At 56.3% G+C, this 19,704-nt stretch carries 15 protein-coding genes and 2 pseudogenes; 5 read left to right on the top strand and 12 right to left on the bottom strand.

What is annotated here, in order from left to right; all coding sequences use genetic code 11:
* Positions 1-473: 473 nt before the first annotated feature.
* Positions 474-1,010 (bottom strand): AAA family ATPase, encoded by a 537-nt coding sequence (locus ACVWZP_RS05950; protein WP_424802024.1) that lies wholly within the window; start codon positions 1,008-1,010, stop codon positions 474-476.
* Positions 1,011-1,064: 54 nt separating this feature from the next.
* Complete coding sequence (locus tag ACVWZP_RS05955; RefSeq protein WP_046383425.1) at positions 1,065-1,469, bottom strand: hypothetical protein; 405 nt, start codon at positions 1,467-1,469, stop codon at positions 1,065-1,067.
* Between the two features lie 185 nt (positions 1,470-1,654).
* Between ACVWZP_RS05955 and ACVWZP_RS05960 the strand changes: the two genes are divergently transcribed.
* The 3 genes from ACVWZP_RS05960 to ACVWZP_RS05970 all read left to right on the top strand — a co-directional run bounded on the left by ACVWZP_RS05960 (position 1,655) and on the right by ACVWZP_RS05970 (position 4,031).
* Positions 1,655-2,116, top strand: a complete 462-nt coding sequence (locus ACVWZP_RS05960; RefSeq protein WP_457369543.1) for a hypothetical protein — start codon at positions 1,655-1,657, stop codon at positions 2,114-2,116.
* Between the two features lie 120 nt (positions 2,117-2,236).
* A complete protein-coding gene (locus ACVWZP_RS05965) occupies positions 2,237-3,070 on the top strand; it encodes an oxidoreductase (protein ID WP_017849065.1) in 834 nt (277 codons plus the stop codon).
* A 22-nt stretch (positions 3,071-3,092) separates the two neighbouring features.
* A complete protein-coding gene (locus ACVWZP_RS05970) occupies positions 3,093-4,031 on the top strand; it encodes an AraC family transcriptional regulator (protein ID WP_046383423.1) in 939 nt (312 codons plus the stop codon).
* A 76-nt stretch (positions 4,032-4,107) separates the two neighbouring features.
* Here ACVWZP_RS05970 and ACVWZP_RS05975 read toward each other — a convergent pair.
* From ACVWZP_RS05975 to ACVWZP_RS05995, 5 genes and pseudogenes are all read right to left on the bottom strand, one after another.
* Positions 4,108-4,356: pseudogene (locus tag ACVWZP_RS05975) on the bottom strand (transposase domain-containing protein); the annotation flags it as partial.
* Positions 4,357-5,109: 753 nt separating this feature from the next.
* A pseudogene (locus tag ACVWZP_RS05980) lies at positions 5,110-5,328 on the bottom strand (transposase domain-containing protein); the annotation flags it as partial.
* 562 nt (positions 5,329-5,890) lie between these two features.
* Positions 5,891-6,343, bottom strand: coding sequence for a hypothetical protein (locus tag ACVWZP_RS05985; protein ID WP_046383422.1), 453 nt, complete (start codon positions 6,341-6,343; stop codon positions 5,891-5,893).
* 57 nt (positions 6,344-6,400) lie between these two features.
* Complete coding sequence (locus ACVWZP_RS05990) at positions 6,401-7,684, bottom strand: HAMP domain-containing sensor histidine kinase (protein WP_457369544.1); 1,284 nt, start codon at positions 7,682-7,684, stop codon at positions 6,401-6,403.
* Positions 7,681-8,364 carry a response regulator transcription factor gene (locus ACVWZP_RS05995; RefSeq protein ID WP_046383420.1) on the bottom strand — a complete coding sequence of 228 codons (684 nt, stop codon included), beginning with the start codon at positions 8,362-8,364 and terminating at the stop codon, positions 7,681-7,683. Before ACVWZP_RS05995 ends, ACVWZP_RS05990 begins: the two co-directional genes overlap by 4 nt.
* Before the next feature lie 187 nt (positions 8,365-8,551).
* Between ACVWZP_RS05995 and bamA the strand changes: the two genes are divergently transcribed.
* Positions 8,552-10,918: an outer membrane protein assembly factor BamA gene (gene bamA, locus ACVWZP_RS06000; protein ID WP_079443785.1), complete on the top strand. Its 2,367-nt coding sequence runs from the start codon at positions 8,552-8,554 to the stop codon at positions 10,916-10,918.
* A 399-nt stretch (positions 10,919-11,317) separates the two neighbouring features.
* Here the strand turns inward: bamA and ACVWZP_RS06005 are convergent, their stop codons facing one another.
* The 5 genes from ACVWZP_RS06005 to ACVWZP_RS06025 all read right to left on the bottom strand — a co-directional run bounded on the left by ACVWZP_RS06005 (position 11,318) and on the right by ACVWZP_RS06025 (position 18,244).
* Positions 11,318-12,208 (bottom strand): helix-turn-helix domain-containing protein, encoded by an 891-nt coding sequence (locus ACVWZP_RS06005; protein ID WP_256822238.1) that lies wholly within the window; start codon positions 12,206-12,208, stop codon positions 11,318-11,320.
* 407 nt (positions 12,209-12,615) lie between these two features.
* Positions 12,616-13,593, bottom strand: a complete 978-nt coding sequence (locus tag ACVWZP_RS06010; RefSeq protein ID WP_457369545.1) for a transporter — start codon at positions 13,591-13,593, stop codon at positions 12,616-12,618.
* A gap of 71 nt (positions 13,594-13,664) precedes the next feature.
* A complete protein-coding gene (locus ACVWZP_RS06015) occupies positions 13,665-14,714 on the bottom strand; it encodes an alpha/beta fold hydrolase (protein WP_457369546.1) in 1,050 nt (349 codons plus the stop codon).
* Positions 14,715-14,797: 83 nt separating this feature from the next.
* A complete protein-coding gene (locus ACVWZP_RS06020) occupies positions 14,798-16,447 on the bottom strand; it encodes a flavin-containing monooxygenase (protein WP_102618221.1) in 1,650 nt (549 codons plus the stop codon).
* Positions 16,448-16,678: 231 nt separating this feature from the next.
* On the bottom strand, positions 16,679-18,244 hold the full coding sequence (locus ACVWZP_RS06025; protein WP_457369547.1) for a carbohydrate porin: 1,566 nt from the start codon (positions 18,242-18,244) through the stop codon (positions 16,679-16,681).
* Between the two features lie 169 nt (positions 18,245-18,413).
* On the opposite strand from ACVWZP_RS06025, the gene ACVWZP_RS06030 reads away from it, so the two are divergent.
* Positions 18,414-19,688: an ABC transporter substrate-binding protein gene (locus ACVWZP_RS06030; protein ID WP_177030150.1), complete on the top strand. Its 1,275-nt coding sequence runs from the start codon at positions 18,414-18,416 to the stop codon at positions 19,686-19,688.
* The last annotated feature ends 16 nt before the right edge of the window (positions 19,689-19,704 follow it).

Here is a 19,704-nt window from a genome sequence, read left to right on the forward strand (position 1 = left end):
TATATGCCAGACAGCACCTGCCAACACTTCCGAAGATCTACATGTGGACGCTTGATACCACCCTTGTTCACCATTCATTCAAATGGGTCATTGGCCACGCATGAAGGCTCAGGCGATCTAACAAAGCTGGATTCGAATTGCAACGACCAGTGTCTACTCAACCTACATCGAGTTACTCATGAGCGTCTCCCGAAAACTTGACGTCAAGATAGGTGATCTGGAAATGCTGCTCTTTGCGAAAGCAGAAGACCTTGCACAAACGTTCAACACGACCTCCCCCTCTGCTTGAACGAGAAAAAGCTCACAGAGCTTGATCTACACCCGTATGTTTTTTTGAAAGATGGCCGACGCAGAGAGCGAGTGAGATTGACCAGTTGCTTGCGCACCAGTGGGTACTCGCTTGAGTAATACACCGTGACTTTGGCGCTCAGCGCTCTTCAATCACGCAGCGGCTTTGTCGGAACCTGGACTTTTCACGACGACTGTCCGCAACGCACGTCCCGAATACTTGACAGAAACTGTCTGGTTTGACGGTTGGATCGCAGACAGACGACGTGACATGTTGAGGGCGCCGTTGTCGCAAGCTGCCTCATCTTGGCACGCGCCGATTTACGGGTAGTCCACATGAAGTTGAAAAGCGCTAGAAGGTTCTTTAGCTGCTCTGGGCAATCCTCTGGAAGGTCGGGGCGAGTGCTACCACGCTGGGTCAAAGTTCTAAGAAACACACGCCAAAACCGAAGTACCGGCGACCGATCAATCCATATTAAGAGGTCGGCTCTGGCAATACGGTTATCCCAGGTGGCCGAATGGCCACCTTCAAAAATCCACTGATCGCGAGCCTCGGCCTCGTGACAAAGGCGAGTCTTCTCATCAGCGTTTCGCTCAACCCATCCCGGTTGCCAATGGATCGTGTCGATATGGATGACCGGAAGACCTGTGTGCTTGCCCATCGCCCGAGCCAACGTACTTTTTCCTGACCCCGGTTGGCCAATAATCATGACACGCTGCATAGGAGCCCCTGCGCATTGATCATACTGAGCGACGCTGCCCCTCATTGGAACACTTCACAATCGAATCGTGTTGATTAGTGCTACGCGGCGACGGGTGAAGTTCCAGGCAATAGGCGAGAGTAGAAGGACCGCGACAAGAAACGCCACCTGGGACAGGTAGAACGGCTCCAGCCACTGCTGGTTCAATGCGACGTAATAGGTGTTATGGGCGACGTCAGCCAGAATGATTGCTGCTGTAAGGATGATGCCCACCCTTGGTTTTATGAAAAGGAGCAGTGCCGCCAGCGGGTCAAAAAACGTAAGTGCCCCCCAGAAAATACGGCTAGCCCAATAGGCGCTGGCCCCGTATCCGTAGTCCCAGAGCAACCCATGCTGAAAATCTGCTCGAATGTGATTGGTGGTTGCGACCAAAAGGCAACAGGCGAACAAAACTCGGATGACGAATGACGACCTTGGCATAGCTGGATCTGCTCTCGTGAAGTAATCCTATGATAACGGGATCAACCAAAGTCGCAGCAATGTAAGCGTATGGCAAACCCGTCTTGACCAGACGACTTTGGGCCGTGCGACAATTGGTTGCATATCGTTGGGCAAGAAATGTAGGTTGTACCGTCAACATAAATACATCGTTTAACTGGAGCTACATGGACGAGCTAAGAGTTTTCAGCGACACCCACTGGATAGTAACTCATCGGCGAGATTCACGTTACGACGGGTATTTGATAATTTCATCTGAAGAGACGGCTTCAGATCTCAGCGATTTGAGCGACGAAGCCATGTCATCTCTCGGTTTGGTGATGAAAACCTCGGAGCGTCTGCTGGCAAAGGTGTATTCCCCTTACAAAGTAATGTTCTACAAATTGGGATTTTCTCCTGACTTCAGCGCACATTTTCATGTCGTTCCAGTCTCGGAAGACTTGCTCGCAGAGATATCAAAACACCCCGGTTATTCCGACAGTCCTGACGGTAATGACGCAATTGTTTTTCTAAGTCGAGAGTACTGTGAAAGACCTCTTACCGCTGGCGAAGTAGAAAAACAGCTCTCGGCGGTTCAATTGCATGGAATTGACATAAGTGTCCATTCAACACACATGTTGCGTGGTTAAACGCGCGCCCACTTAACTGTTGACTCTGATAGGAATAGGCAATGCTCTAAGACAAACCGGCATAGGTGACCGAGTTTTCGATAGATATCATGGCCTCGTCCCTACTTATTGGAAGTCGCCATGAACAGCAGAAAAACCATATTCATCACGGGGGTGAGCAGTGGCTTCGGCAACGCGCTGGCGCAAGAAGCTCTTGCCGCGGGCCACCGTGTCATAGGTACCGTGCGTAGTGAAGCCGCCTTGCGCGCCTTTCAGGCGCTCTCGGTGGATCATGCTCATGGGGTGATTCTGGATATCACTGACTTCGCCCGGATCGACAGCGTAGTAGCTGCTATTGAAGCAACCCACGGCCCAGTCGACGTGTTGGTCAACAACGCCGGCTACGGTCATGAGGGCATCTTTGAAGAGTCGCCGCTGGAGGAAATGCGTCGCCAATTCGACGTCAACGTGTTCGGCGCGGTAGCGGTGACCAAGGCTTTCGTGCCTTATTTTCGCAAGCGTCGCACTGGTCATATTCTTAATATCACTTCTATGGGCGGCACCATCACGATGCCGGGCATCGCGTACTACTGCGGGAGCAAGTTTGCTCTCGAAGGTATCTCCGATACGCTGAGCAAAGAACTGCTACCTTTCAACATCTTCGTGACCGCCGTGGCACCTGGCTCGTTTCGCACTGACTGGGCCGGTCGTTCGATGCAGCGCACCCCACGAAGCATTGCTGACTATGACGCCAGTTTCGACCCGGTACGTAAGGCCCGCGAAGAAAAGAGCGGCAAACAGCTTGGCGACCCGCGAAAAGCGGCGCAAGCGATGTTGCAGGTTATTGCCAGCCCGACACCACCGGCACACTTATTATTGGGCAGTGACGCGTTGGGGCTGGTACGTGACAAGCTGAATCGCACGGCCAGGGAGATTGATCAATGGGAAGCGCTGACTCTTACCACCGACGGTTGAGCGGCCAGCAGAGGGGACATCAATGAATCGGGCCGACTCACGCACCTCGCGCATGGTGCATTTGATGGAAACCCTCGCGCCGGTCGAGGGCTACAACCTCAGCACGCTAGAGGATATCCGCTTTTTGCGTTCGAATCGGCCACTGACTCGCACTCCGGTGCTGTATGACCCGGGTATCGTGATCCTGTGCCAAGGGCGCAAACGTGGCTATCTGGGCGATGACGTATACGTTTATGACGCCCAGCACTATCTAGTGGTGTCCGTCCCAGTTCCTTTCACCATGGAGACCGATGCCAGCGAGGCGCAGCCAATGCTGGCGGTCTACATGCGCCTCGACTTACAAATGGCCAGCGAGTTGATACTGCAAATGGATGAAGCTCTCGGGCCAAGTGATGCCCAGCCCAAGGGCATGTATGCCTCGCCAATGGACGATTTACTGCGCGCCTCGACGCTACGCTTTCTTGAGGCGATGAGCAGTCCGGGCGAAGCGCAAATACTTGGGCCGTCGCTGGTGCGGGAGATCTACTACCGCATCCTAACCGGCGAGCAAGGTGGCTCGATGCGCGCCGCGCTCAATCGCCAGGGTCACTTTGGTAAGGTCACTCGTGCGATCCGCAAGATCCATAGTTGCTACCAGGAGCGCCTGGATGTGGTGTCCCTTGCCCAAGAAGCGAGCATGAGCGTGCCCAATTTTCATCTGCACTTTCGCAGCGTGACGGACTCGTCGCCGATGCAATACCTGAAGTCGACGCGCTTGCACCAGGCGCGATTACTGATGCTACGCAACGCTATGACCGCTTCGACGGCGGCGTTCAATGTAGGCTACGAAAGCGCCTCGCAATTCAGCCGCGAATTCAAACGTTTCTTTGGGCGCACGCCCCAGGCAGAGATCGAATGGATGAAGGCGACCTACGCACTGCCTGCGCCGTCCACGCCATCTATGTACGTCTCGTCACATTAGCGATGAGCCGACCCGCTGCTCCGGCAACCCCAGTACCAGCGCTGTCCGCACCTGCCCAACATACTTTGGGCGGTTGAACGGGCGCCCATTTATGCGGCAGCAACTCGGTAATCTCACTTGCCCGCTGCGTCGGCAGCCGCGTCAGCACATCTTTGAGATAAGCATACGGATCATGCCCGCTGAGCCGCGCCGACTGGATCAAGCTCATGATCGCTGCCGCCCGTTTGCCACGGCGTAAAGACCCTGCGAAGAGCCAGCTCTTGCGGCCAAGAGCCCATGGCCTGATTTGGTTTTCGGCCCAATTGTTGTCTATGGGCACGGACCCTCATCACAGGTACTGCTTTTTCTTGCCGTATTAGGCGCCGTAAATCCGTAAGCGTTTCGGAAACACACCTTGTGAACTCCAGAATTAATGGCGATGGTGTTCGCGTATTTTAAGCGGACGCATGCACCATCTATCATAAGTCTGTGGGCGCCTTGATTCGCCTTGGCCATTTTTTGGATGTGGCCATCTCATCCCAATCAGCCAGGCGAGCGCGTTTTGTGTATGAATAGTACAAGCATAACTCCGCGCCAGATTGATCCTTCATGGATGGAGGGGGCTTAATGCCTCGCACTAATATTGCGAAAATTTCTTCCGAGTCGAGGAAATGCGCTTGAGTTCTTGAAAAGGAAGGCTTCAGCAGTTTACTTATTGCTTTGCAGGCTGTAACAGCCGCATTGGTCGATTGTCTGGTCTCATTCGGAGCAGCGTCCGCATACAAAAGTGTGCTGATCCAGGTCAATACCGCCAAAACTATCCACTTCAATATCTAGCTCCTTCAACAGGTTTTAATTGCCGGCTAACAAGTCTTGGTACGAACATGCCTTGTGTGATTAAAGAGGTCCCACTTATGTGGCGGCAATTGATTGATTTCACTCGCCGGCTGTGTAGGTGGGCGCCTGAACGTCCTTCAGGTAAACATACGATCATTACCATTCTAGGTCGCAATCTGTATAAATTAATGATCGCTGCTGCTGGTTTTCCGCTGCGCAGGGAACCTGCAAAACAAGCGCCCGCCGAACACACCTTGCTTGATTAAACGGGCGCCCATCTGCGCGGTAGCAGTTTGGTAATCTCACTCCCACGCTGCGTCGGCAGGCGTGTAAGAACATCCTTCAAGTAAGCATACGGATCATGCCCGCTGAGCCGTACCGACTGGATCAAACTCGCGATTGCAGCCGCACGTTTGCCACTGCGCAGCGAGCCTGCGAACAACCAATTCGAGCGGCCAAGAGCCCAGGGCCGAATTTGATTCGCACACACGTCGAGAGTCACACAGTAACCTTGCGCGTTTAACTGTTGAACCCGCGCCAGGGCTTCGCCTAGCGTGGCACCAGCAATGTAGCGGCGGGAGATTTTTTGGATAATTGCGCGCGGAATCAAAGGGATGGCACGAGCCATCAAAGCGTTAAAAAGGTGCATATAAATACCCGAGACGAAAAACAGCAAACTTCCGCTTCTTCGCGCCAAAGCGTCGAAAAACCACGGACGAAGCAGAGCCGCCACTCCTTTTTTTGAGAGCAGCATGAAGCAGAGTCACAGTCGTATGCGTCAGCGCATAACGGCAGCGTCTACTGCGAGCTTCAGTTCATCAATGGGGGCCAGGCGGCGGCGTGCATGTTTTCTTCTTCAGGTGCTTGTTAACGTCAATGTTGTTGAAGTCCTTTGCCCCAGTACTGCCCACACTTTTTGTAGCGCTTGATGGGGGACCGGACGGTGATCGATAGCGCGAAAAAAAGTAAGGCGTCTTGGGCAGAGGTAACACGCGTAACTGGACGAACAGGCGCGCCTCACGCCCGCCAGGCCCGTGAGATAATCACGCGCTACGAGCGGACGACTCCGCCGAATAGATGACGGTTTGCGCGCTGTTCGCCGCAACGGTTTGCCGGGTGAAGTAGGTGTCGCCTTCGTCGGTCAGAATCTCATAATCGACTTTTTGCGTGCTGCTGGCGTGTTTGATGATTTTCAGCACGCGCTGGAATTTCACGCTTTGCGTGCCGTTCTGGTTGGGCCCGGTCAGCACATTCACGCTTTGAAACCAGCCGGCGTGTTTCTTGTTGCTCACCAGCGCGTTGGTCATCGCCTCGAACCGCTCCAGGCGGGTGAAGCCCCACAGCGTCTGCTCCTCGACGGTTGCGTCGGGGGTGGCGGCGCCGGTAAACACGAAGATATTGATCGTCGGGCTGTCTTCACAAAAGAAGTCATACGGGACCAGGCCATCGACCATTTTCCTGCCGGGCACAAAGCCCTTTTTATGCACCTGAAACATCGTCACCTCCGCTCAAACAATGGCGACAAGTCTAATGAGCGGCGACGTACAGGGCGGTCAAGCCAATGTAATGTCGTGTAAAGATCGCGCGTTGTGCAGGTTGACCTCCACGGTCAGCCCGCCGCCTGACTCATTGCGTGCCACGATGCTGCCGCCGTGCATCTGCACTGCCCGCGCGGCGATGGCCAAGCCCAGGCCAAAGCCGACGCTGGCATCCCCCGCGCCACGCTCGAACGGTTGGAAGATGCTGTGCAATCGATCGTTGTCGACGCCCGGCCCGTGGTCGCTGATCGCCACAGTGAGGCGGCTCGCGTCGGGATTGATGCGCGCTGAAACCAGCACCGTGGTGTCCGGCCGCGTGTAGCGCACGGCGTTGCGGATCACGTTCTCAAAGCAGCGGTACAGCAACTCACCGTTGACACAGGCGATAAACGGCGGGCAAGCCTGTAGGTGTACGCGGCAGCCTTTGATGCCGGCTTCGAACTGCGCATCTTCGACAATCATCGCCAGCAACTCGATGATGTCCACGGGTTCGCGCTCGATGCTTTCGGGCCGGCCCTGCAGGCGAGCCAGGGTCAGCAGCGCTTCGATCAGGGTGTCCATGCGTTCGGATTCATGCTCGATGCGTTCGAGCATTTCCATGCGTGCAGGGTCTTGGCGCAACAGGCCGATGGCCGCTTGCATGCGCGTCAGCGGCGAGCGCAATTCATGGGAGATGTCGTGCAGCAGATGCTGCTGGGCTTGCACCAGCACCTTGAGCTGGTTGGCCATGCGGTCGCAGTCTTCGGCCAGGTCGACGATTTCATCGCGGCGCTTGCCCATGGCGGGTTTGACCCGGGTTTCGAAGCGTCCTTGGGCCACATCGCTCATCGCCCGACGCAAGTAGGCCAGCGGCCAGGCCAGGTAGTACGCCATGTAGCCGCTGAACAGCGCACTCATCAACGTGCCGATGAGCAGCGGGATCTGGTGCCAGGGCCGGCCGGGGACGTTGCCGGGGGCGTGGGTGGACCTGATCGAAAGCGCCAGGCCTTCCTTGCTGGTGACCGCTCGTTCATAGGCCGGTTGTTCAACGGGCGACCCCACGAGCAAGTGACCGTTGCTGCCATAGACGCCGATGTTCTCATCCGGCGGACGTTCCCAGACCGTGAGGAGCTGGCCTGCCGCGTCGACACCGACGCGCTCGAGCAGCCCGGTTTCCGCTGCCAGAATGGCTTCCACATACGGGTCGCTCGGGCGAAAACGGCTCAGTTCAAGCACGCCGATCCCGACCAGAAACGTCAGGGTGGTCGCCAGCCAGAAGGCCAGGAACAGTTTCCAGAACAGCAGGCTGGGCCGGGTCATTCGGCGATCAACAGGTAGCCAAGGCCGCGCACGCTCTGGATCCAGGCCTTGGTGTCCAGGCGCGGCCCCAGCTTCTGCCGGATGCTGCTGATGTGTACGTCGATGCGCCGGTCGTAGCGGGTCAGCGGGCAGCCCAGGGCGTTGAGGGACAGGTCCTTTTTACTCACCACTTGGCCGGCGTTGCGGGCCAGTTCTTCGAGCAGGCTGAATTCGGTGCTGGTCAGGCCCAGCTCGACACCGCTCCATAGGGCCTGGCGCTTGCCGGGCCACAACACCAGCGCGCCGGTCTTGATCACTTCGGTGAGCGGCTGGCCCACCGGCTGCACCCTGCGCATGATCGCGCGCAGCCGTGCCACCAGCTCGCCCGGGGAGCTGGGCTTGGGCACGTAATCGTCGGCGCCGAGTTCCAGGCCGGTGATGCGGTCGATGTTGTCGCCGCGGGCGGTCAGCAGCACCACGGGCACTTGGCTGACCGCGCGGATGCGCCGCAGCACCTCGATGCCCGAACGCTGGGGCAGCATGACGTCCAGCACCACAATGCTGTAGCGCCCCGACAGCGCCTCGACCTCGCCCTCCTCGCCCGTATGCACGGCCGTGGCCTCAAAACCTTCGCGCGCCAAGTATTGGCTGAGCATTTCCGTCAATTCCTGGTCGTCGTCGACCAACAGTACGCAGATCATCGTGGGCTCGTCAGTGTGGGGTTGTCCATTATCAGCCTTTGCGCAGGTTATCAGGCCCACCTTTACCTAACTTGACATTCGGTTAACCGCACCAAACGCCGCGCACTCTTATGCTGGCTGTTCACCGGTCGGCGAGTGAACCCAGCACGCCGGCGCTGCTTGTCGATGTGTTCTGGAAAAGATCTTGATGAATTTTTCGCGCCTGCTCTGCTCGGTTGCGCTGCTGCTCAATACCTCACTGGCACTCGCCCAAGGCTTCAAAATCTCGGATATTCGAATCAATGGCCTGCAACGCGTCTCGGCGGGCAGCGTATTCGGCGCATTGCCGCTGAACGTCGGCGACGAAGCGGATGACCGGCGCCTGGTGGATTCCACTCGCGCGTTGTTCAAGACCGGGTTCTTCCAGGATATCCAGCTGAGTCGCGAAGGTGATGTGCTGATTATCAATGTCGTCGAGCGTCCTTCGGTTGCCAGCATCGAGTTCGAGGGCAACAAGGCGATCTCCACCGAAGATTTGATGAAAGGCATGAAGCAATCGGGCCTTGCCGAAGGCGAGATATTCCAGCGCGCCACCCTGGAGGGCGTGCGCAACGAGTTGCAGCGTCAATATGTTGCCCAGGGCCGTTACTCGGCCTCGGTCGACACCGAGGTCGTGGCCCAGCCGCGCAATCGGGTCGGCCTGAAGATCAAGATCGATGAAGGCGAAGTGGCGTCGATCCAGCACATCAACGTGGTGGGCAATACGGTGTTCCCCGACGACGCGTTGATCGACCAATTCACGCTCAAGACCAGCAACTGGCTGTCATTTTTCAAGAACGACGATAAATACGCACGGGAGAAACTCTCCGGCGACCTCGAACGGCTGCGCTCCTATTACCTGGACCGTGGCTATATCAACATGGATATCACCTCGACCCAGGTCTCCATGACCCCGGATAAAAAGCACGTCTATATCACCGTGAACATCCAGGAAGGCCAGAAATACACGGTGCGTGAAGTCAAGCTGAGCGGCGAGCTGAAAGTCCCGCAAGAGCAGGTCCAGTCATTATTGCTGGTGCAAAAGGGCCAGGTGTTTTCGCGCAAGTTGATGACCACCACCTCGGAACTGATCACCCGCCGCCTGGGCAACGAAGGCTATACGTTCGCCAACGTCAACGGTACGCCTCAGGTGCATGAAGAAGACCACACGGTAGACATCACTTTCAGCATCGACCCCGGCAAGCGGGCTTACGTCAATCGCATCAACTTCAGAGGCAATACCAAGACCGACGACAAAGTGCTGCGTCGCGAAATGCGGCAGATGGAAGGCGGCTGGGCGTCGACCTACCTGATCGACCAATCCAAGGTGCGCTTGGAACGCCTGGGGTTCTTCAAGGAAGTGAACGTCGAGACGCCGGCCGTGGCCGGGCTGGATGACCAGCTGGATGTGAACTACGCCGTGGAAGAACAAGCCTCCGGCTCGATCACGGCCAGCGTCGGCTTCGCCCAGAGTTCGGGCCTGATCCTTGGCGGGTCGATTACCCAGAACAACTTTCTTGGCACGGGCAATTACGCCAGCCTGGGGCTGACCCGTTCGTCCTACCAGAGCAAGTACAACATCGGTTTCACCGACCCCTACTTCACCACCGATGGGGTTAGCCTGGGCTACAACGCGTTCTACAGCAAAACCGACTACAACAAATACTACGATGACGGGGTGTCCTATTACGCCATCAACAGTTTTGGCCTGGGTGCCAGCCTCGGTTACCCGATCAACGAGACCTCGCGCCTGACGTTCGGCCTGACCGCACAACACGACAGCATCGAGCCGGGCACCTACAGCGCCGACGAGATCTACGATTTCATCGAGCGCGAAGGCAAGGAATTCACCAACTTCAAGGCCAGCGCAGGCTGGTCGGAGTCGACCTTGAACAAAGGCGTACTGGCCACGCGCGGGCACGCGCAGAACCTCAACCTGACGGTGACGGTGCCCGGCAGTGACCTGAGTTTCTACAAAATCGACTATACGGGGCAAACCTTCCTGCCGGTCAGCAATACCACCGCCCTGCGCTTCCATACCAAGCTCGGTTATGGCAACGGTTATGGCTCCACGGACGGGTTGCCGTTCTATGAGAGCTATACGGCCGGCGGCGAAGGCACGGTGCGTGGTTTTGAAAGCGGCACGCTCGGCCCGCGCAATACCCCGGCGACCGGGACCTATGCCAGCGCAGGTCAAGCGTACTACTCGGACCGGACTACGGAGGCGCTGGGCGGTAATATTCTGATTACCGGGGGCACGGAGTACTTGTTTCCCGTGCCGTTCATCAAAGACAACAAATCCGTGCGGACCTCCTTGTTCTGGGATGTGGGCACGGTGTATTCGGACAAGTGTTACCTCAGCACCACCCAAGGCTGCGGTGGTGTGGACCTGAGCCAGATGGCCAGTTCGGTGGGGGTTGGCGTGACCTGGTACAGCCCGCTGGGGCCGTTGAGTGTCAACCTGGCTTATCCGATTCGCACGCCGGAGAACGCGGATAAACAGGTGTTCCAGTTTTCCATGGGCCAGACGTTCTGACCGTTTCAGCGGGTTAACGCGCTGCTCGTCATCGCGGGATACCGGCGTTATGTTTTATCGCCTGGCTCCGATGGGGCCTCGGCGACGGTTGCAGATTCGCGAGGCACATACGGTTCTGGAATAGAGGGTGCGAGTGGGCGCCGTGTGAGGGCTGACCGGGACTTGCCGCGAACTTTCTCTTCCCACTTGGCACGCTCCTGAGGGATGTCTTCGATCGGGATTTTCCTGTCCGTGCGTCTAAGTGCGATCAGTACCACCACCAATACGGTTACGACGGCCGAGGATAGAATATCTAAAAGGTCCATGTTTCTTTCCGGTAGCCGTTGGCCGGCAATGGCTTGACTTCGCTGATGGTTGTTCGGCGAAGCAGAAAATTACTTTCCGATCGTTGTAAGAACACTATTCCAGGTTGTTTGTTTTCCTTAGTTGCGTAGGCGTTACGCCAAGTTTGCTGCGCAGGACACGGGTCAAATGTGCCTGATCTGAAAACCCACAATGATAGGCAATTTCCTTAATCGACAGTGTGCCGCTGTACAGCATTCGCTTGGCCCGCTCGATGCGCTGCTCGGTAACAAAAGTGTGTGGCGAACAGTCGAACGATTCACTGAATTTCCTGGAAAACGTCCAGACGCCCAACCCTACGGCATCGGCCATTTCGTCCAGGCGTATGGACTCTTCCAGATGAGCATCGATGAACTCGAGCAAGTACTTTTTTTGCTGTTGCGACAGCCGACCAGGCGCACTGGACTCTTTAAAGGTGACACTGGCGTAATGCCGTAGAAGGTGAATGGCCAACTGCATGCTCAAGGCTTCCACATACAATGCGCCACCAATCCCACGACTTCTTACTTCATTGGTAATTGCGCCGACAATAGCCGTGAGGATCGTGTCTTGGGTACGGAGCAGATCATGCAGGCGCACCTCTTCAATCGGACGTTCCATAACATCCATGGCCACACGAGACATCAGCGTATTGGAAAGATAGAGATGAGAAACATCAATGTCTTGCGTCCAGTTCCAATGGGAGTCCTGTGACATCGTAAGCAGGGAAATATCGCCCGGCGCGCAAGCGGTACGTGTCCAGCCCTCATCCACACAGCGATCCATCGGTGTACGGCCGCCAAAGTAATAAACGATCATGAAATGATCAAGGGGTGGAATGAGGACGTCCTGACCTTTATATCGATATGAGCGTTGCTGCATATCTTTCCATCCGAGTTCTTCGCTTGAGCTGAGAACTACGCCTGGCACCCACTTGAGAAGTTCCTTTGGAGTAATGACGGTCGGCATACTTGAAGTCTCACTTGAGGGCCGTCACCCTGGCTCTTATTGCGCTCCTACGCAAAGTTGAAAGCACTCGAGAGATGGCCGTGGAGTATTGTTTTTATTAGTATTTACAGCTCACCAGAATACTAGCACGGGATGAGCAGTGTCGAAAAAAATATCCAACGTTATGCGACTTAAGTGATTATAAAAAAACCGAACACAGGGATTAAATGGGTATAAAGCGTGACCGAGATGATTTGCATGGGTTGAGGGTTGCGAACGTTTCCCGCCCCGCAAAAAAAACGGCCACCGCCGGGCGGCCGTAAAGGGGCTGCGAGAAGTGATTCTCGCAACGGAGCGACGCCTGTCAGGCCACCGCCCTGGTGATGTCTTCGCTGATTTTCCTGGCGTAGCCGGCGTTGCTCAGTGACTTAGAATACGTAAAGTAATCGAAGATTGACGCGAGACTCTTCCTTGAAGCCATTTTCAACTGAAAGGTCTCGCCCCAATGTCGCAAGCAACTGAGTTTTCGGCGTCACGAAATAAGACCCGCCCAGCATTATTTTTGCTTGACGGCTTTCATCTTCCAGTTCAGTTCCGTCAACTTTCCTCTGCCCGCCCCATAGCCGGGAATAACCGACATGCATAGCCGCGCGCTCACTGAACATGTACCTGATGAATCCTTGCATCTGATACTGCGGGTCCTGCTTCAGCGTCAGGTCGCGGGAGGAATAACGATCGTTGTCGCCGAAAAAAGTCACGTCAGCGACGAAATCCAGAATGACGCGGCTGCCGATGCCGTGCATGTATCCGCCCTGCAAGACATACTTCCATCGGTTCTCCCCAATATTCAACTCTTTATTCTTGTTGTAGTCGCCTACTGGCAAAAAAAGATATTGAGTGACGGCCAATGCGCGGTTTGTTGAAGGGTCCTGATGGATCCAGACCGCATTGGCCAGAATCGGATCGCCCATTCCGCTTTCGCTGCCCATGCCTTTTATAGCGCCACCGGCCGACAAGTGGCCAAAAGGCAATAGCAGTTGGATATTCGTCAGGACGCCTGCAAACGCTTGATAGCTGACCCCCCTCAGAATGCTGACATCCGAGTGCAGGTCATATTTGTCGCTTAACTGATTGCCGCGCACGTAATAATCGTGGCGTTCTGCGTGCTGTAAATACAGCAGCCCAAGCTGTGTGCCGTCTGGCATTGGCGTATAGTCGCCAGGATCGACATCCAGTGCGTGGCACACAATCGGAAGTTGTAGACCAAGCATTAAAGTCGCCAACTGAAACGCATGCATAATTCGGCAGTGGGTATTGTTTTTCCTCAGGCAGTCGACGCTAGCAGCAGAACTCGACTTGAGCGTATTGGCCGCGCGCAAAGCATGTGCTGTTATTATTGTTTTCATCTTCAACCCTGTTTTTTAAAATTGTTCTGGGTCTAGCACAGGTGTCCTGTGCTATTTTTTTGAAGCTTGTTTCAATGTGTCGGGGACGAAAGCAGCTCTGCCAGATGGGCGTCCAGTTGATTGAGCATTTGCGTGTCGGTGCCAAAAAGTCCGAGGTGACCGTCGATTGATTGCAATGGCCTGAACTCGCTGTTCGGGATCATTTTCTGCTCCGACAGACAATCGTCCACGGTAAAGAACTGGTCATGTGAGATGGGCATGACATAGGTTTTCGCGCGGATTCGCCCCAGGGCCGTCGCAAGATCACCGCCCGTGTTTCGACTGACATCGCCCCGCTGCCATTTCCAGGCCATGGTCAGGAGGTTGTTAGGGTCCATTGCTGCAAAGTAGTTCGTCATAAAGGTGTCGACGAATACCTGCATCGACTCGAAACCCAGCGCCTTATGCCGCTCGGCGCGGAAGAACGCGGTACTCCAGCCCATCAATGTCCAGACTTTCGCGTGGCGCTTGAGCCCGGCCGCCACTGCCGCCGATGAGCCGTATAAGCCGGCCCGGAAGGCCGGATCGGTGGTTATCGCATCAATCAGTATTTCGCTGAACAGGAAGTCATGTTCGCTATTGCGCGCGGTGCCCGCTATGGCTGCGGCGCGTTTGACAAAGTCTGGATAGCGCACGGCCCACTCATAGGTTTGCTGTGCGCCCATCGATCCCCCGACCACTAACGCCAGGCTCTCGATGCCAAAGTATTCGGTGAGCAGTGTGTGCTGGGCACTGACGTCATCGCCAATTCTGACATTCGGGAACCCAGGGCCCGCCAATGAACCGCCAGTGTTACTCGCAGAGCTGGAAAGGCCGTTACCGATCTGGTTGACGACGATGATGCAGTATTTCGCAGGGTCCAGCGCCCGCCCTTCGCCGATGTAGATCTGCTCCATCGCCTTGCTTGTGCCGGAATACCAAGTGGGAACCAGTATGGCGTTAGTCTTGTCGGCGTTCAGGGTGCCATGTACGGCTACGGCCAGCTGACATTCAGGAATGCACGAGCCTTCTTCAAGCTGAAGCACTCCGATGTTGATCAGTTCAAAAGGACCGTGATGTTCCTGGGAGTAATAGTTGTTCATTTCAGGTTACCTCGAATATCGAGCTGTCACGGCGCAATAGAGAGTCGGAGTGACAGCTGCAATCAATGAGCAGTCGTTCGACCTCAAGCCATTTCAAAGCCTGGGTAACCCTGTGCGGCTATTTCGTCGCAGCGGCGATGATAGTTACCGACGCCGCCGATATACGATACAAGTCGGCGCGGTTTTCCATCGACGTTGGAGCCCATGTACCAAGAGTCGGTTTTGACGACCAGGGTCTTCGCCGCCGTCTCGTCGTGATGCTGTACCCAGTCGTCCTCGAACTCTTTGGAAGCTTCCACGACTTGTTTGCCGTGCTGGATGGCAAACTCAATGCATCCGGTGATCCAGTCCACCTGCTGCTGCAGGCAAGTGGTCATGTTGCAAAGTGCAGCCGACGGTGCCAATGGCGCACCGGTGGTGAACAGGTTGGGGTAGCCATGGATCTGCAGCCCCATCGATGTACGGATTTCTTGTTTCCACTGCTCCCTCAACGACCGGTTATCGCGCCCTCGAATGTCGATCCGGCTGAGTGCGCCGGAACCTGCATCGAAACCCACGGCCAGCACGATGATGTCTACCTCGTGAATCTTTCCATCCGCGGTCTGGATCCCCTCCGGCACAATGCGCTCGATCGGCGACTGCTTGCAGTCGACCGCCTCGACGTTGGGTTGCAGATAGACTTCAAGGTACTTGCTTTCCAGCGGTACGCGATGGGTGCCGAAGCCATAGTCGGTCGGGATCAGCAGGTTGCAGAGATCTGGCCTCGACTGCAGGCGCTCACGCATCTTGATACGCACGAACTCCGACACGACTTCATTGACCTGTTCGTCAAAGAACATTTCGGGAAACGACGCCAGCCACATGGCCAAAGAGCCATCCTCCCAGAGTTGTTCAAGCACGGCTTGTCGCTCGTCGGGGGTTTTCTCGGCCCAGGGGCCGGCGTCGAAGTCATAGTCGAAACCGGCAAAGGTCTCTCGCACGCGCTTCTTGAGCTGGTGGAATTGGGTACCCCACTTTTCCCAGTCTTCTTTGCTGTACTTAGGGTTCCTCATCGGAATCACATACTGCGGGGTACGCACGAAGACCTTCATCGATCCCACCGCCGGAGCGATGGTCTGGATCACCTGAATACCGGTGGCGCCAGTGCCTACCACGGCCACGCGCTTGCCGTTGAAGTCCACGGGGTCTTTTGGCCACAGACCGGTGTGATAGATCTGACCGTTGAAGTCGGTTTGGCCGGGGAACCGATCGGACAGCGGAGCGGACAGCATCCCGCAGCAAGAGATCAGATATTGCGTATTGATCGTTTCGCCGGCCTCGGTTGTCACCCTCCAGTGCCCGCTCTCTTCGCAGAAGTGCGCGGCAGCGATGCGGGTGTTGAACTGGATATCTTTCTTGAGGTCGAGCCGATTGGCGACGAAGTTCAGCCACTGCTCTGTTTCGGGCTGGGCCGGGAAACGCTCGGTGGGTTGCCAGGACTTATAGAGTTCTTCAGAGAACCAGTACTGATAAATTTCTGCCTGAGAGTCAAACCGCGCACCGGGGTAACGATTCCAATACCATGTGCCGCCCACTCCGGAAGCCGTATCGTAGGCGCGGACCGTCAAGCCCATCTCACGAAGTCGATACAACTGGTAGAGGCCAGCTACCCCTGCACCAATCACCATTGCGTCCAAGTACGTGACTTTGCCGTTTTCGGCAGACACAGCGGCGAGTTTAGATTGAGCACTCATTTTGAAGCCTCATATTGTTATGTTTATATTTGCCTTTACTTACTTGCTGCCAGGCAATGCTTAAGGCACGGATAAACGATAACAACCGAGGCGCGTTTTACTCTTGAAGGAAATGGTGAATAGCTTGAACAATCCGGTGCGATGAACCGGGCTTCGCCGAGGCCGACGACAGAGGGGCGCGACGCAACCCGACCAACGCGCTGAAGACGCGTAGGCCGGCGCGTCCAGGCATTAAAACCAGGTTTCCATCTGTATCCCGTATTGCCATACACCGCCGGCCTTGAAGTCGGTCTTGCCGAAGGCGTCAGAGGTCGCGTAGTTGTCCAGATCGGAAGACCAGTTCATCACGCTTGCGAACACTCGCAACTCGGGCCGCGTGAGAAGGTCGCCAACGTCAAGCTTGAATGTTGGCGCGACAGTGAACTTCCAGAAGTTACCGTCGACTGCATTACGTTGTAGATAGCCCTTCGGGTCGAGGTTCATGGTTTGCCAGCTCAATTCGTAGGCCATCTCGAAATTGCTGTTGATTTCATTGGCCAAACGCATGTTGAGGGTCATCCAGCGGTAGTCGTCACCCTTGACGTATCTATCCTTGCTCTGCTCGGCCAACAAGCTCGGGCCGATGCGCCAACCAGGCGCGATGGGCGTCTCGCCATACAGTGCCAGGCGCAGAGCGCGGGCGTCGTCAATCAACTCACCGTCCGAGCCGACGTTCTTGACCTCCGCGCCCAGGCCTTGCCCATAGAGCAGCGCGGTTTTGAAGAAGCCTTCCCTGCCGAAAAAGTTTTTCTGGTGGTTGGCCAGCATGGTGTGTACACCGGAATTCGCAGGCCTGAACCCCGCTTCGTTGGTGCGGGTGGCGAAATCGTTTTTCTTGGCGCCAATGCCATTGAACATCCACTGCCACTGACCATTATCGAAGAACTGGTTGGAGGTCAGGATGTAGCTTTCCACATCGGCATTCACACCGTCTCGACTGAAATCGCCGTAGGTACGCCCGATCAACGAGTAATTCGAGCGCCAATTCTTGTTCATCTGCACATCGTAGATGCCACCCCCGGTGCCGGCCAGATAGACAACGTCCGAATCCATCCAGTGGATATCGAAGTTATCGCGATCAAATCGCTTACCGGCCCACAAGGTCGCGTTCTCGAACACTGAGTTGCCCTTGAACGCGGCGAGATGGTCGAGTTCCGTGAAGACCTGGCGCACGTTCAACTTGCTTTCTTCGGCGGTCCAGTCATTGGAACTTTCCACGCCGTCGGCGATGGAGACCGTGAATTTCGCGCGGGTACCGTTCTGCGCATAGATCTCTTTCGACAGGTCTATACGCATGTAGGTGTCGTCTTCGTTACCGAGGCGCCCAACCGCACCACCGACCGAGCCGGCCGGTGTCGTATACGGCCCGCCGCGGCCACCGCCGAGTCCCTGGTCAATCAGCAATCCCGAGCGGGCATAGCCTTTGAAGCTGAAGCCGTCTGTGAGGTGTCCGGTACCGCCCGGTTTTTCCAGGCTTTCTTGGCGGGCTTCAAGTTTTGCCAGCCGGGTATCCAGCGTCGGTGCCGCCGTTGCTTGCGCAGTGGCGGCAGCGGGCTGCAAGGGCGGCGTGGCGAGTTTGATCTGTTGCAATTCTCTGGCGAGTGCCTGGGTTTGCTGCTCGGCTGCGGCGACACGTTTCTCGGCGGCGCTGGCACGGGCTTCGAACGCGGCCATGCGTTCTTCCAGAGTCGCGGCCTGGGACGTCGCCGCCGAGGTGCTGAGCACGCCTGCGAGCAGCCATTGTGATGCTTTCTGCATGTGGATTTCCCTGTTTTGTTTTTATTGTTTTGTCCCAGCGACAGACGTGTTTTTCCGTGAGGTGTGAATTGCCAGAGTCGGCAAAAAAAAGGATGCCTCATCGAAAATACGCTGATACATTGAGCGTGTTAACGTTAACTTCTCTAAAAACAAAAATAAAGAGGGCTTTATGAAACAACTGAAATCGCTCCTTCCCGCAGCGCTGCTTGCCCTCTGTGCCGGGCTTCCTGGCGTCTCGAGCGCAGCCGATCTGACGATCTCGTGCGGTGCAGTGGGTGCCGAGTTACAACTGTGCAAGGAGGCTGTCGAGGCATGGTCGAAACAGACCGGCAACAACGTCGAGGTGGTTTCCACGCCTAACTCGGCAACCGAGAGGCTGTCGTTCTACCAACAGATCCTCAGTGCGCAGTCCAGCGACATCGACATCATTCAAATCGACATGGTGTGGCCGGGAATGCTGGCCAAACACCTGATGGATCTGCGCGAGGTGCTTGCGCCGGACGCGACCCAAGGCTACTTCCAGGCCCAGATCGATAACGCCACGGTGAACGGACGGCTGGTGACGATGCCATGGTTCACCGATTCGGGCCTGCTGTATTACCGCAAGGACTGGCTCGAGAAGTACAACAAGCCGGTGCCCCAGACGTGGGAGGAAATGACCGCTACCGCCAAGGAAGTTCAACAGGCCGAACGCAACGCCGGCAACCCCAATGTGTGGGGCTACATATTTCAGGGGCGCGCCTACGAAGGTCTGACGTGCAATGCACTGGAGTGGATCAGCAGCCAACCGGAAGGCGGACTGGTCACCCCGCAAGGCGACATCGTGGTCAACAGCCCGGCTTCAAGAGCGGCTTTGACCCTGGCGAAAAGCTGGGTCGGCGACATCTCCCCGCGTGGCGTACTCAATTACACCGAGGAAGAAGGACGTGGTGTCTTCCAGTCGGGCAATGCGCTGTTCATGCGTAACTGGCCTTATGTCTGGGCCCTGGTGCAAAGCCCGGACAGTGCCGTCAAAGACAAGGTGGGCGTCGCTCCCCTGCCCCGCGGCGGCAGCGCCGGCAGCCATGCGTCCACCCTTGGTGGGTGGGGTCTGGCGGTTTCGCGTTACAGCGCCCATCCGAAGCTTGCCGCAGAGCTGGTGAGTTACCTGACCAGCGCTCAAGAGCAAAAACGGCGTGCGCTGATAGGCGCCTATAACCCGGTGATCGAGGCGCTGTATCAAGACCCCGAACTGCTCGCGGCAATGCCTTACTACCGTCAGCTCCACAGCATCCTCAACGACGGGGTCATGCGCCCCGCCTCAGTCACTGCCGAGCGCTATCCACGGGTTTCCAATGCGTTCTTCGATCGAGTGCATGGCGTGTTGGCGGGTGAGTTGCCCGTCGATCAGGCGCTTGCCGAGCTGGAAAGCGAACTCACGCGCATCAAACGCCGGAACTGGTAAGCCACAAGGAAGGAAA

It is taken from the genome of Pseudomonas sp. TE36184 (assembly GCF_054060055.1).